The 13,281-nt window shown below is 50.5% G+C and carries 12 protein-coding genes, 1 other RNA gene and 1 pseudogene; 5 read left to right on the top strand and 9 right to left on the bottom strand.

All coding sequences use genetic code 11. The features are described 5' to 3' along the window. Window positions 1–37: 37 nt before the first annotated feature. Window positions 38–502 (top strand): annotated as a pseudogene (locus tag AC3ARB_RS01010) (cupin domain-containing protein); the annotation flags it as partial. Window positions 503–509: 7 nt separating this feature from the next. Next, window positions 510–1,262 (top strand): hypothetical protein, encoded by a 753-nt coding sequence (locus AC3ARB_RS01005; RefSeq protein WP_488320733.1) that lies wholly within the window; start codon window positions 510–512, stop codon window positions 1,260–1,262. A gap of 97 nt (window positions 1,263–1,359) precedes the next feature. Here AC3ARB_RS01005 and AC3ARB_RS01000 read toward each other — a convergent pair whose 3' ends face one another. Continuing rightward, entirely contained in the window at window positions 1,360–2,667 is a 1,308-nt protein-coding gene (locus AC3ARB_RS01000) for a uracil-xanthine permease family protein (RefSeq protein WP_488320732.1), read from the bottom strand. 186 nt (window positions 2,668–2,853) lie between these two features. On the opposite strand from AC3ARB_RS01000, the gene def reads away from it, so the two are divergent. After that, the gene (def, locus tag AC3ARB_RS00995) at window positions 2,854–3,468 is read left to right on the top strand and encodes a peptide deformylase (RefSeq protein ID WP_488320731.1); all 615 of its coding nucleotides are present in this window, start codon (window positions 2,854–2,856) and stop codon (window positions 3,466–3,468) included. 14 nt (window positions 3,469–3,482) lie between these two features. Next, entirely contained in the window at window positions 3,483–3,803 is a 321-nt protein-coding gene (locus AC3ARB_RS00990) for a hypothetical protein (protein ID WP_488320730.1), read from the top strand. A gap of 487 nt (window positions 3,804–4,290) precedes the next feature. On the opposite strand, the gene ffs is transcribed toward AC3ARB_RS00990, so the two are convergent. From ffs to AC3ARB_RS00975, 3 genes are all read right to left on the bottom strand, one after another. Beyond that, window positions 4,291–4,387: signal recognition particle sRNA small type (ffs, locus tag AC3ARB_RS00985), an RNA gene on the bottom strand. A gap of 27 nt (window positions 4,388–4,414) precedes the next feature. Beyond that, complete coding sequence (gene tadA / locus AC3ARB_RS00980) at window positions 4,415–4,918, bottom strand: tRNA adenosine(34) deaminase TadA (protein ID WP_488320729.1); 504 nt, start codon at window positions 4,916–4,918, stop codon at window positions 4,415–4,417. Then, complete coding sequence (locus tag AC3ARB_RS00975) at window positions 4,915–5,694, bottom strand: MBL fold metallo-hydrolase (protein ID WP_488320728.1); 780 nt, start codon at window positions 5,692–5,694, stop codon at window positions 4,915–4,917. The genes tadA and AC3ARB_RS00975 overlap by 4 nt, the downstream gene beginning before the upstream one ends. Window positions 5,695–5,832: 138 nt before the next feature. On the opposite strand from AC3ARB_RS00975, the gene AC3ARB_RS00970 reads away from it, so the two are divergent. Then, a complete protein-coding gene (locus tag AC3ARB_RS00970) occupies window positions 5,833–6,429 on the top strand; it encodes a hypothetical protein (protein WP_488320727.1) in 597 nt (198 codons plus the stop codon). A gap of 44 nt (window positions 6,430–6,473) precedes the next feature. Here AC3ARB_RS00970 and AC3ARB_RS00965 read toward each other — a convergent pair whose 3' ends face one another. From AC3ARB_RS00965 to AC3ARB_RS00945, 5 genes are all read right to left on the bottom strand, one after another. Then, on the bottom strand, window positions 6,474–7,523 hold the full coding sequence (locus AC3ARB_RS00965) for a hypothetical protein (RefSeq protein WP_488320726.1): 1,050 nt from the start codon (window positions 7,521–7,523) through the stop codon (window positions 6,474–6,476). Beyond that, window positions 7,516–8,721 carry a hypothetical protein gene (locus tag AC3ARB_RS00960; RefSeq protein WP_488320725.1) on the bottom strand — a complete coding sequence of 402 codons (1,206 nt, stop codon included), beginning with the start codon at window positions 8,719–8,721 and terminating at the stop codon, window positions 7,516–7,518. Before AC3ARB_RS00960 ends, AC3ARB_RS00965 begins: the two co-directional genes overlap by 8 nt. Before the next feature lie 9 nt (window positions 8,722–8,730). Further along, window positions 8,731–9,627: an ATP-binding cassette domain-containing protein gene (locus AC3ARB_RS00955; RefSeq protein ID WP_488320724.1), complete on the bottom strand. Its 897-nt coding sequence runs from the start codon at window positions 9,625–9,627 to the stop codon at window positions 8,731–8,733. A gap of 370 nt (window positions 9,628–9,997) precedes the next feature. After that, window positions 9,998–11,749, bottom strand: a complete 1,752-nt coding sequence (gene lpdA, locus AC3ARB_RS00950) for a dihydrolipoyl dehydrogenase (protein WP_488320723.1) — start codon at window positions 11,747–11,749, stop codon at window positions 9,998–10,000. Window positions 11,750–11,832: 83 nt separating this feature from the next. Next, window positions 11,833–13,215 carry a dihydrolipoamide acetyltransferase gene (locus AC3ARB_RS00945; protein WP_488320722.1) on the bottom strand — a complete coding sequence of 461 codons (1,383 nt, stop codon included), beginning with the start codon at window positions 13,213–13,215 and terminating at the stop codon, window positions 11,833–11,835. Between the last annotated feature and the right edge of the window lie 66 nt (window positions 13,216–13,281).

Here is a 13,281-nt window from a genome sequence, read left to right as displayed (position 1 = left end):
TAGTCTGATGGTGATTGTGATTGAGTATAGAAACAATATGCAAGAATTAATCGACCAATTAGGCCTCATTCCCCATGTTGAGGGCGGCTACTACCGCCAGGTTTACAAGGCTGGTGACGACTTTAAGGACCACCGCAAGCTCTACACCAGCATTTATTTTTTACTGACCGCAGACAACCCGTCCCGTTTTCACCGCTTAACCGCTGATGAAATCTGGTACTTCCATGCTGGGCAAGCTTTGACCGTCCACATGATTGACCCAGACGGAACCTACACCACCGCCCAGTTGGGGCATGATTTAGCTGCTGGTCAGGTCTTGCAATACTGCGTACCCAAGGGCACCATCTTCGGCTCAACGGTTGAGGAGCCGGGCGGTTTTGCCCTGGTGTCCTGTATGGTCTCCCCTGGGTTTGAATACGAAGATTTTGAGCTCTTTGACCGAGCTGACTTGCTGGAAACCTACCCTGACCATGCAGCCATCATCACCCGCCTGACCAAAGGAGATGAAGATGAAAAAGATAAGCCTACTGACCCTGACCTGCTGCCTGGCCCTCTTGACGGCCTGCCAGACCAAAACCAACAAGCATGAGACGGCCAACAGCACCAGCTCAACAAGAGTTAGTAGCTCCAGCAAGGTCAGCTCGACTAAGGCTACTAAGGCTAGCTCAAGCACAACAACCTCAATCAGCTCTGCTCCTAGCACTACTAGCTCCAGTTCACAGACGGAAGCCTCTAGTCAGACGACGAGTGAGACCAGCTCTGCTATGGACCCCCAAACCAGCCAAACTGAGAACCAACCGCCGAGCAACGAGGAACTCTATGCGACCACCCTTCATCTAGTCGCAACTGATCCCACGCCTGGTCGGGGCACCCACTATGCCTTTGTGGATATAGACGGCAATGGGACGGCCGAGCTGATTACCGCTCAGATTGGGGAGGGTTACCTGCATCTGGCGGCCATCTACTACCTGCAAAACGGGGTGCCGACCTACCTAGCTCGCTCCTATGTGGCAGGTGGCGGCGGCAGGCGGGAGAGTTTCACCATCTACCATGACGGCACGGTGGAGTGGGACGAGTGGAGCTCTGGTAACGGTCAAGGCACCGCCTACCTCTACCAGCTGGCCCCTGATAATAGCGGCCATTGGGTGATTGGGCAGACAGATTTTAATCAAAGAGAGCTGGCCGATCCAGAACATGTCAATCAGTTTGATGGGGGCCGCATGGCCCTGGACCCGGCCAGCTTTAACTGGACGGCTTTCTGATGGTTGTTGTCTTTGAGGACAACCGTCTCAATGGGCAGAAAAACACAAAAAAGCAACGGTAGCATCACCGTTGCTTTAACTGTTAAGCGATAAGGACTTATTTTTTCTCAGGCAAGATGACATTGAGCAAGAGGGCCACCAGGGTTCCTGCGGAAATGCCTGAAGAGAAAATCATGCGAACCGCCTCTGGCAATTGGTCCAAAAGATTAGGACGGACGGTTACGCCGATACCAAGGGCAAAAGCCACTGAAATGATGAGGAGCTCACGGTCACCCAAATCAATTTGCCCCAGGGTCTTGAGGCCTTGAGCAGCCACCAGACCGAACATGATAACCCCAACCCCACCCAAAACTGGACTAGGCATGACCGAAATCAGGGCAGACAGTTTGGGGAAGAGGCCCAAAACCGCCAAAATCAAACCGGCAACCACCATGACGTGACGGCTGGCCACCTTGGTCAGGGTAATCAGGCCCACGTTTTGCGAAAAGGCGGTGTTAGGACCAGCACCGAAGAGGCCAGAAACCATAGAGCCCAGACCGTCAGCCAGAACACCAGCGGAAATCCGCTCGCTGCTGACCTTGGTGCGTGAGGCTTCACCAATGGCCATGACCACACCAACCGTGCCAATGCTGGACACGATATAAGCTGGAACAAAGGATAGGGTTGAAGCCAAATCAAAAGTAAACCCGTAGCGAAGAACATTGGGGAAGGCCACCCAACTGGCTTCCTTAACAGGGGTCAAGTCCACCAAGCCCAGAGGGATGGAGATGGCATAACCAAAGACCATGCCGACAAAAACAGCAGCCGTCTTCCACATGCCCTTACCAAAGTGGCTGAGGAAGAGGGTGAAGGCCAAAACAGTAAAGGCCACACCTAGGTTCTTGAGGGAACCGTAGTCTGGAGACCCAAAACCACCAGCCACCCAGTCAATGCTGACTGGCAGGAGAGTGACACCAATCAAGGAAACCACAATCCCGATGATGAGGGGCGGGAAAAACCGCATGAGGGGCTTGATGAAGCGGCTGAGGATAATCTCTGCCAAGGCACCCGTGATGGTCGCCGCCACGATACCGGCCACCCCAAACTTGGCCCCGACCGCAATGGATGGGTTCACAAAGGTAAAGTCCGTCCCCATCATATTGGCCACCCGAGAACCGACTGGGCCGACCCCTTTGGACTGGAGAATGGTGGTCAGACCGGACGCAAAAACAGTGGCACTAACCATGAGGGCTGTTTCTTGGGCGGAAAATTGCAGAGCTGAACCGATAACTAGGGGCACGGCCACGATGCCCGCAAAGGCAGCCAGGATATGTTGGAGGGCCAGCAAAATGGTTTCTGGCAGGCTAGGCTTGTCCTCTAAGCCATAAAGCAAATCATCGGCGTGATGGGTTGGTTTTTGTGACATGATAAACCTCTTTCTGATGGAATAGAGCTTTATTATAACAAAAAATACGTGGTTAATCAAGTAATTATGAAATATTTTTGAGTCGTTTGCCAAAAAACGTTCAGATTTAAGTTGTGGTTAGCTAGCAAGCCCAGACTTTAATTGTTTGTCATTTTATGGTATAGTAGAAGAAAAAAGGAGAACCCCATGACACCCCAAGAAAAGATTATTCGTGCCAGCCACTTGATTGATATGACCGATATTATCCGCGAAGACAACCCCATCCTACGGGAAACCGCAGAGCCTGTTGACTTCCCTCTGTCTGATGAGGACATCATCCTGGGCGAAAAGATGCTCCAGTTCCTCAAGCACTCCCAAGACCCTGTCATGAACGAGAAACTAGGCTTGCGGGCAGGTGTCGGCTTGGCTGCTCCGCAATTGGCCATCTCAAAACGCCTCATCGCGGCTCTGGTCCCCAACCCAGAAGACGAGGAGGGCAACCCACCACGGGAGGCCTACGCCCTGGAAGTCATCATGTTCAACCCTAAAATCGTGGCCCACTCGGTCCAACAGACCGCTCTGGCAGACGGCGAGGGCTGCCTGTCCGTTGACCGCCCAGTTGAGGGCTATGTGCCCCGCCACAGCCGCATCACCGTGGACTACACTGATAAAAACGGCCAAGCCCAACGCATCAAGCTCAAGGGCTTCAACGCCATCGTCGTCCAACACGAAATCGACCACCTCAACGGCATCTTCTTCTACGACCGGATTAACAAAACCAACCCGTTTGACCAGCCGGAAGATTTGGTGCTTTTGGATTAGAATAGGTAACCGCAATGTTATCAGAAAAAGATTATCAGTTAACGCTCGAGCAAGTCTACGAAACAAACCAGTTATTACGTTCCGCACTAACGGAACTCTATGGAGATGAGGTCAAATCTGCCAGCCTCTTTTGCTTGGAAATGGGAATTAGCCTCTCGGACAGAGATAAAATAATCCTGACAATTAACAAATTTGCCGACCAACATACCAAAGATGACCTGGCCTTTTGGCGGCCAACCTTGCAAGAAAAAATCCCTGACATAGAAGATTTCAGCGATAACCTGTTCCAAAAAATGTTAGACTGCTTTTGGTCAAACTACCTTATTGAGGAATAGTAGTACCTCCCCACAAAACCATTCCCCCACCTGTTGCCAGGTGGGGGAATGGTTTCTTTTGTGGTATAATCAGATTGCCACTAGCTAAACCGCCATAGATTGGTGGTGAGTTTGCCCGTGGAAGAAATCATTTTTACAACTATCATCGGACCACTTGTGGTCGGTTTAAGAACCTGTATTCACAATCAAAGGAGTTGATTGACTAGGCTAGTTTTGGTGCAATCGAGAAACATTTTTGCAGAAATACTGCCTGTATTGCAAAAAAATGTGACAAAGAGTGAGCTAAGACTAGCCAGTCCAGTGACTGCTGAGATGTGAATACAGGTTCTAATCCTCCTAGTCGTTGAAAAATGGCTAGACGACGAGGACTGATAGTGCCAAAAAGCCCCCTGCTGATGTGGAAGTGAGCAGGGGGCTTTTCTGCCCAATGGATGAACAGAAATCATTTTACACCTTCATTATCCCATACTAGGCTGGGTTTGTCAAAAGATAACAAAAAAAAGAGCACAAGCTCTAGATCGCTTAGGGCTGCTGGATTCCTCCCCTGACCCGCTTCACGCAAGAACCTTGCTCCACTTTTATTCTACCATATTTTCAGGATTTTGCAAGGCCTAGATGGCCTTTTCTTGCTCTTTTTGGGCTTTTTTCCGCTCCCGCCCCTGACGGAAGAAGGCCTGCATGATGGCCGCACAGGCCTCCTGACAAACCCCGATTTCCACCTCAACCCGATGGTTGAGCCGTTCATCAGTCAAAATCTCATAGAGGCTTCCCGCCGCCCCAAACTTGGGGTTCTGGGCCCCATAGATAACCTGCGGGATTCGGGCAAGCCCAATGGCTCCGCTGCACATGACGCAAGGCTCGATGGTCACGAAAAGGGTGCAGTCCAGCAGCCGCCAGTTACCGACTGCCTGATTGGCCTCATTGATGGCCATGATTTCCGCATGCATGATGGCCTGGTTAAGTTCTTCTCTGGCATTGTGGCCTCGGCCGATAATCTGACCGTCCTTGACAATCACGCACCCGATGGGAATTTCTGCCTTGGCCAAGGACTTTTCAGCCTCTAACAAGGCCTGTCCCATAAAATAGACCTTTTCTTCTGCTGTGTACTGGGTCATGCCAAATCACCCAAGTCCCAAGCCTTGTGAGGCTGGGCCAGGTCAACAGAAATGCCGTCTGCCCAGTGTTCAGCCTGCTGACGGAGGGTTTCTAGGTGATTTTCAGCTGGGATGTGAGGCTCTGGGAACTGGGGCAGGTGGGTCAGAACCAGCTTTTTCACCCCAGCTTCTTTGGCAATGAGACCTGCCTCCTTGCTGGTCAGGTGGGCGGGGTGATTTTCCTTGCCTTCGTAGAAATAGACATCCGCCAAGAACAAATCCGCTCCGCTGGTAAAGTCAGCCAGGCCCTCAAAGTAGCCTGTATCACCCGTGAAAACCAGAACCTGACCAGTTGCCTGCTCGGCTATTTGCATAGCGTAACAAACCACAGGATGAACGGTTTTGATGAAAGTGATGGCAAAGGGGCCAACCGTAAGGGTTTGGTCGGGGGCGTAAGCGATGCCGGTGCTGACATCGGGAACGGTCAGTTTGGCGAACTCGTGGGCGTCCTCGGCGTGGCAGTAAATAGGCAGGACCCGAGGCGTCCAGGCGTCCCTGGGGTAGAGCTGACGGTAGTGGCGGAGCACGCCTAGGTCAGCCACATGGTCAGGGTGGTAGTGGCTGATGATGACGGCGTCGAGGTCCAGGGGCGAGTGAACGGTTTCCAGCTCGTTGAGGGCCTGGCTGCCGCAGTCAATGAGCAAGGTAAAGCCATCCTGGCCAGTCAAGAGGAAGCTGGTCGTACCAGCCCCAGCGTGGGGGTAGCCCCCCCATGAGCCTAGTGTGTGTAGTTTCATGTCCTTCTCCTTGAGGTTTTGCTTTATTATAGCACGAAAGCGAAGTGTAAACAAGAACGGCTATCAAATGGCCGAAAGGGGTTACAAGGCCCCTCAAATTAAGCTATAATAGAAGAAATCACCTATGGAGGACTACTCATGACACTCAAAAACTACCGCTCTGGCCTGATTTGGTTGGGCCTGCTCATCGGTCTACCCCTGCTCTTGCTCGGAACCCTCAGCCTGGGCGGTTACCCTAGCGACAAGCTCTTTGCTCTGACCACGGGCATCTTCGCCTACGTTTGGATGCTGGGGGCTCTATTCCTAGCTGGTCAGCAAGAAATCCTAGACAAGACAGCGGCTGGCCTGGCCCAAGGGTCGCTCCTGATAGGGGCCCTGCCCCTGGGCTTGTCCCACGCCAACCTCAGCCCAGCGACAGATTGGACCAGCCTGACTGGCAACTTGGCTCTGGTGGCTCTGGCTTCCGTGGCATGTTATAGCCTGACCTACGCCCGGGTTAATTACCTGCCTGCTCTGACGGCACCTGCCCACCTCCTGACCTGGGGCAACCGCCTCAACGCCCTGGCTACTGGCCTGACCTTTATCCACGTCCAACTCATTACCGATATCCGCAACAACCTGCCTTTCATGGTGGCCGTCTACGCCTTGACTGGCCTAGCCTTTGCGAGCTACTTCTTCGGGAAAAAAGCTCCCGCAGTAGAGCCAAAAACTGTTGGACATATCGAACAAGCCTAACCACACACCAAAACAGCCTCCACGACACCGTGGAGGCTGCTTGATTAGAGATAAGGCAATCGCCGCCACTTTTTCAAGCCAGCAATGCCCAAACTCAGCAAGATAAAGTAACTCCCCAGAGCAAGGCTTGCCCCTTGCCAAGGCAGCCGATGGTCAAGGGCAGAAAAACTGGCAAAGGAGTGAATCACATGAAAAGGCGACCAAATCAATTCCCGAATCGGAAGGACAAGAGGCAACCAGCCTGTTGCAAAACTCAGGAGAATCAAGGTCCAGTCCCCATTCAGCAAAACCAGAAAACGGCTCAATTGGTGCATCACAGCCAGCCCAATGAGCTGATAAGTCAGCAAAGGCAACAAAAAACTGGACACGGAAACAGCCTCGAAGCCCTGCTCTCCGCCAAGAATAATTGGGAAGGCCAGCGGATTAAGTTTCTGAGAAAGGCCATAAGCCAGAAAGACAACAAGCACCAGAGCAGTCGGTAGGAGGTAGGTCACAAGCCCGTAAAGACAGGACACCAGCCAGCGGTGCCAAGAGGTGTTAAAGGACCAGCGGGCCAGAGACTCTTGCTGTCGTCGCCGATACAGTTGACTGATAAAGGCAATGAGAAAGCACCACATCACCCCGCCATATTGTAACAGGTTGAGTAAACGGCTCAAATAACCAAAAGCTGACTCCTGGACAAACAAATCAAAGCCGTGTTCCTGAGCATATCCCACCAAAATAGCATTCCGTTTTAAGTCTGACAGGCCCTTTAAGGACAGGTCAAACGGGATGAGTTGCTCTTCAATGGCTCGTAAGGTCTCGTATTTGCTAGCCAGCAAATCGGCCAATTCTCCCTGGTCCTTGTTCATCAGAATCGCCACACCTTCTTTGCGTTCAATTTCATAGACTTCCTTGAACCAGCCCTCCAATTCTTGAGAGAAGGCTCCATGCTCTATCAACTTGGTCTCTAAAACCTCTAAATCATCAGAGAAAGAAAGCCACTCTTTCGGCGAATAAGGGACGAGAAACACAGACAGACTGACCAAGAGAGCCAATAAGGGGACAAGAACGATGCCCCGACACCAGAGCCACAAGCTCGTCAGTTTAGACATAAGCACCTCTCCTTTCTTTCACCAACAAGACCAGAACAAGCAGGACTAGCACACCGCCACCAACAACTCCTGCCCCAATCAAGAAACGGTCAAAGGACAGGTTGAGCCCCTGGCGTGTGAGATTGACCCAGCCATTCAACGCACGAAAACTGTCCAAATAGTAAAAGGGGTTATAGGACTTACCCAAGTAATCACTCCTCAAAAAGGCCAGACGCAGCCCAGCCAACAAGACCACTGCTGTTACTGCAATCGCTGATAATTCCTCTAAAACCAGCTCAACCAAGAGGGCCAGCAAAATCAACAACGCATCCAAAATCAAGACCAAACCAACATAACTGGCCATGGCAGTCCAAAAGGGCAAGTCCACCAACTGACCATTCCAAATAAACCCCAAACGGACTAAGGGATTACCAAAGCCAAACCTGAAACCGAGAGGCAAAAAGACCCCTAAGCACAGGACAAGCTGGCACAGAAAGGCATGGCACCAATTGGCCAAAAACAGGTCTCTGGTATAGGTCCGATTAGAGTAGCCCATCCTCCTGTAAAGTAAAGCAACCTTACGATCCCTTGTTACCAGCCCAACCGAAAACAGCAGAGGCACCAAAAACAGGTAGCTATTCAAGTTAAGCCAGTCCGCCGCCTTAGCCTTCCAATAGCCTGTCAGGTGTAAAAACAAATCCAAGGCCGAGAGATTAAGGGCCTCTTCCTTGCCGATTTCTTCTGGGTGCCGCAACAACTCCCGATAATAGGCCTCCCTTAAGGTCACAAAATGATCATACTGCTTGACCGTACTAACGAAATAGCCTCCTCCTGGCGGAATAGCCCCATTACCAATCTTGTAGGCCTCAGCTGTCGTTCGGATCCGTTTCAACTCATGACCAACACTAGCAGCATAATCACCTGCCTGAAAAGCCTCATAGCCCTCTACACCAGAACTAAAAATCGTTAGATTCTGCTGAAAAACCAACTTCTCATAAGTCGTTAAATCTTCCGTCTCCGCATAGGCTTTCTGAGAAAAAGCCAACTGCTCTCGGTAAAGCAGGGACTCTTGGTAGTGAGACCACTCCAGGTCCTCCAAAAATGACGCCGTATCTGTCCAAGCCCCGTAAAGCAGAAAAGCTCCCAGAAAGAGCAAGACCAACCACTTAATCCCATAAGCCTGATGCTTGACCAAACGCTTCAAAAAATAAGCAATCATCGACACCTCCTAGAGATAAAGCTCCCGATAAAAAACCTGACAGGACTTTGGCCCCAAATGAATCCGTCTAAACAGGGCCAACTGATTCAAAAAAAGCGCCAAAAGACCCCGTAACTCCTCGTTTGTTAGCTCTTGGTCAATAGCAAAGCTACCATCACGGGCCACACAGCTCGGCCATACGCTGGCTAGAAAAGCTTGTTTGGCCTCTTCAGTGACCCCTTTAGCAAATTCAAAAGTAAGGTCCTGGGTCGGCAAGGATTTTGGAGCGTATTCCAGGATAATTTTTTGATCCCTCAAAAAGATGATCCGCTCTGACAAAAACTCCAAATTATCCAAAATATGAGAAACCAGGAAAATAACCTTTCCCTCAGCAACCAATTCCAACAAAACATCGGAAATCAGCTGAACATTCATCGGGTCCAGCGAGTTCATGATTTCATCCAATAGAAAAACAGTTGGATTGGCCACCAAGGACATGGCAAAGGCTAACCGCTGCCGCATGCCCAGAGAATAAGACGCTACTTTTTTATCAACATAAGCCCCCATCTGTAAACGGTCAATGACCTCAGCAAGAGGTTTTGGAGATTTCGCCAAGCCATGGTAGAGTTTCAAATGAGCACGCCCCGTTAATTCACCAAACAGGTCAAACTGGTCAGGCATCCGCAACAGGTCCGCTTGGAACTGCTTTTTATAGGCCTTTGACCCCAAGGTCACGCCTTGATAGGTAATGCTTCCAGAAAATCCCGGCAAGCTACCATCCAAAATATTAACAAAGGTTGATTTACCAGTCCCGTTTGGAGCGACCAAGCCAATAATCCCCGGGGAAGTCACCGATAAATTGATGCGGTCAAAAATCACCTTGTCCTTATAAGAAAATGACAAGTCTTCAATCTGTAAATGAACCATCGTCACGCCTCCTTGCCATCAGCAGAGCTAACTTATTATAACCATTATATTATACTACCTCCCCCACCGTGTCAAGCAAAAAGGAAAACGCCAACAAAGTGCCGAGCCTTAACCAAGAAAAGTCGCCTTGGTGGGGCCAAAACGCTCGTCAAGTCAATTCAAAAACAGTAACTGAGCCTTGCTAATCACTTTGGTCAACAGCAGGGCGACGTTTCAAGTCCAAATCATCAACATAGAAACGCCATAAATCGTGATAAGGGCAGGAGGTTGCCGTCACCCTTAGCACAGCGACCTCCTGTCCTACACAAAGAGCCCCCTGCCTATTGAAAAACAGAGCTTGGGACGTCTGCCCAAACTCTGTTTTTGTCTATTATTTGCGTTTTGGTGGGTTGTGGATAGCCACTCCAAGCACATCAAGGAAGGCTTCGTACATCACCTCAGAGAAGGTTGGGTGACCGTGGATAGACGCAGCCACATCGTCGATGGTCAATTCAGCTTCCATGATGGTTGCTGCTTCGTTGATCATGTCAGCAGCGATTGGGCCGATGATGTGAACACCAAGGATTTCATGGTATTTCTTGTCAGCGATAACCTTAACGAAACCGTGAGCTTCGCTTGAAGCGATGGCACGGCCGTTACCCGTAAAGCTGTTGCGACCGATAATGATGTTGTCTTTACCGTATTTCTCGATGGCTTGCTCTTCTGTCAAACCAACCATAGCGATTTCAGGGTGGGTGTAAACCGCAGCTGGTGTGAAGTCGAGTTTAGCCTTGTGGTGGTTACCATTCATGGCGTTCTCAGCAGCTACTTCACCCATACGGTACGCAGCGTGAGCCAACATCTTAGTACCGTTCACATCACCAGGAGCGTAGATGCCTGGGATTGAGGTTTCTTGGTAAGCATTCACCTTGATACGACCACGGTCGAGTTCAAGGTTAAGGTTCTCAAGACCAGCCATTTGTGGCACACGACCGATAGACAAGAGGGCTTTCTCAGCAACCACAGACTCACCGTTGTTGAGTTTGATGGTCAATTGGTTGTTGGCTTCAACGATTTCCTCAACACCAACAGATGTCAAGAACTTCATGCCCTTCTTAGAAAGGACTTTTTGAAGCTCGAGTGAGATTTCGCGGTCCATACCTGGGATGATGCGGTCAGCCATCTCGATAACGGTTACTTCAACACCGTAAGATGCCCAAACCAGACCAAGTTCCACGCCGACAACACCACCGCCCATGACAGCGAGTGACTTAGGCATTTCACGCAGGTCAAGGATATCGTCAGATGTCAAAACAAGCTTAGAATCGATACCTGGGATGTTGATGCGAGATACTTTTGAACCAGTTGCAAGGATGATTGAACGACCCTTGATGGTTTGTGAACCGATGGTCACCGTCTTATCAGGGTTAACTTGACCAAGACCGTTGAAGATGGTTACCTTGTTGGCTTTCAAGAGACCTTGAACACCACCAGTCAGGGTCTTAACAACGCTGTTCTTGAAGTCAACCGTCTTATCCATGTCAATGGTGTAGTTGGTTGATGCCAAGTTGATACCACGGCCAGCCGCGATTTTCAAACCGTCAAGGATTTCAGCGTTCTTGAGGTAGGTCTTAGTTGGGATACAGCCCACGTTCAAGCAGGTACCACCGAACTCAGATTTCTCAACGATGGCGATTTTACCACCAAGTTGCGCACCACGGATAGCAGCGTAGTAACCAGCAGGACCACCACCAACAACGATGATGTCGTACTCGTCAGCTGCCAATTCAGCCTTAGGAGCTGCTGGAGCCGCCGCTGGAGCTGCTGGCACTTCAAGACCAGCCGCTTTAAGGTCAGCTTCTGCTTGAGCCGCTGCTGGCGCAGCACCTTCAGCAATCACTTCGCCTTCAGCACCGATATAGGCGATAACTTCTGTTACAGGAACAGTTTCCCCGTTACCACGAACGATTTTCAAGAGCACACCTGAATCTTCAGCTTCAAGTTCCATGTTGGTCTTATCTGACATGATTTCCAAGAGCACATCGCCCTCCTTAACCACATCGCCGACTTGTTTTTTCCACTCGATGATTTCACCTTCTTGCATGTCAACACCGAGTTTAGGCATAATGACTTCTACTGCCATGATTATCTCCTTTTATAGTTTTTTGAAAATAGCCGAGCAGACCAGCCCGAGTGGGTAGTCTGCACAGCTTTATAGTGACTAACTTAGATCAACAACTCCAATGGGTTCTCAAGCAAGTGCTTGAGGTCAACCATGAACTTGGCACCGTTCATACCGTCAACGATACGGTGGTCAATGGTCAAGCAAAGGCCCATGATTGGACGAATCTTGATTTCGCCGTCAACCACAACTGGGGTTTGAACCGTTGCCGCTACACCAAGGATAGCTGAGTTTGGCTGGTTGATGATTGGGTTGAAAGTCTTAGTACCAAACATCCCCAGGTTAGTGATGGAGAAGGTTGAACCAGACATTTCAGCTGATTTGAGCTTGCCAGATTGGGCTTTCTTAATAACATCTTTAGACGCCACAACAAAGTCAGACAGGCTCATCTTGTCAGCGCCATGAACAACAGGCACGACCAGACCAGCATCCAAACCTACGGCGATACCCAGGTTCACAAAGCGGTGGAGTTCGATTTCTTCAGCATTGTTGATCAGGGAAGCGTTGAGGTATTCGTGCTCAGGTTTCATGAGGGTACGCACAACCGCCAGACCAATCAGGTCAGTGAAGGTCACTTTCAAACCAGTCTTGTTCATGATTGGCTCAAGAACTTGCTTACGAAGAGCCATGAGGTTGGTCATGTCAATGTCATAGTTGAGCGTGAAGGTTGGAGCGGTCAAGTAAGAGTTAACCATACCTTTGGAGATGGCCTTACGCATTGGGCTCATCTTAATCACTTCAACGCCTTCTGGCAATTCCTTAGCTGGCTTGTCAGCTGCTACTGGAGCCGCTGCCGCTGCTGGAGCAACAACTGGAGCGATGGCACCAAGGACATCTTCCTTAGTGATCTTGCCACCAACACCTGTACCAACCACGTTAGCCAAGTCAAGGCCTTCGCCAGCCGCGATGCGAGCTGCCAATGGCGTCGCCTTCGGAGCGGCACCCTTGAAGGCTTCAACGTCATCCTTGTGGACACGGCCGTTAGCACCTGTACCTGGAACCAAGTCAAGGTCGATGCCCAGGTCACGAGCCGCCTTACGAGCCGCAGGGGTAGCACGCACCTTCTCACCAGCTGGGCGTTTGACCGATGCTGGTGCTGGTGTTGCGGCTGCAGCAGGAGCAGCTTCAACTGTTGCTGGGGCTTCCGCAGGAGCCGCTGCTGGCGTGCTACCTTCTTCAACCACTTCGCCTTCAGCGCCCAGGTAACCGATAACTTCTGTTACAGGCACGGTCTCACCGTTGCCACGAACGATTTTCAAGAGGACACCTGAGTCTTCTGCCTCAAGTTCCATGTTTGTCTTGTCAGACATGATTTCAAGCAGGACGTCGCCTTCTTTAACGACATCGCCCACTTGCTTTTTCCACTCGATGATTTCACCCTCTTGCATGTCCACACCGAGTTTAGGCATAATAATTTCTACTGCCATGGGGTTTCCTTTCTTAGTGTTCTTTTCCTTGGGGTAATAGCAGAGCTAGACAGAACGGTCTTACCG

It is taken from the genome of Streptococcus sp. ZY171113, from assembly GCF_057748235.1.
The sequence above is the reverse complement of the archived record's forward strand: the minus strand, read 5'-3'. Positions and strand labels throughout refer to the sequence as shown.

Coding starts and splice junctions, on each gene's coding strand:
- AC3ARB_RS01005 (WP_488320733.1), top strand. CDS start 510: ATGAAAAAGATAAGCCTACTGACCCTGACCTGCTGCCTGGCCCTCTTG.
- AC3ARB_RS01000 (WP_488320732.1), bottom strand. CDS start 2,667: ATGTCACAAAAACCAACCCATCACGCCGATGATTTGCTTTATGGCTTA.
- def (WP_488320731.1), top strand. CDS start 2,854: ATGACACCCCAAGAAAAGATTATTCGTGCCAGCCACTTGATTGATATG.
- AC3ARB_RS00990 (WP_488320730.1), top strand. CDS start 3,483: ATGTTATCAGAAAAAGATTATCAGTTAACGCTCGAGCAAGTCTACGAA.
- tadA (WP_488320729.1), bottom strand. CDS start 4,918: ATGACCCAGTACACAGCAGAAGAAAAGGTCTATTTTATGGGACAGGCC.
- AC3ARB_RS00975 (WP_488320728.1), bottom strand. CDS start 5,694: ATGAAACTACACACACTAGGCTCATGGGGGGGCTACCCCCACGCTGGG.
- AC3ARB_RS00970 (WP_488320727.1), top strand. CDS start 5,833: ATGACACTCAAAAACTACCGCTCTGGCCTGATTTGGTTGGGCCTGCTC.
- AC3ARB_RS00965 (WP_488320726.1), bottom strand. CDS start 7,523: ATGTCTAAACTGACGAGCTTGTGGCTCTGGTGTCGGGGCATCGTTCTT.
- AC3ARB_RS00960 (WP_488320725.1), bottom strand. CDS start 8,721: ATGATTGCTTATTTTTTGAAGCGTTTGGTCAAGCATCAGGCTTATGGG.
- AC3ARB_RS00955 (WP_488320724.1), bottom strand. CDS start 9,627: ATGGTTCATTTACAGATTGAAGACTTGTCATTTTCTTATAAGGACAAG.
- lpdA (WP_488320723.1), bottom strand. CDS start 11,749: ATGGCAGTAGAAGTCATTATGCCTAAACTCGGTGTTGACATGCAAGAA.
- AC3ARB_RS00945 (WP_488320722.1), bottom strand. CDS start 13,215: ATGGCAGTAGAAATTATTATGCCTAAACTCGGTGTGGACATGCAAGAG.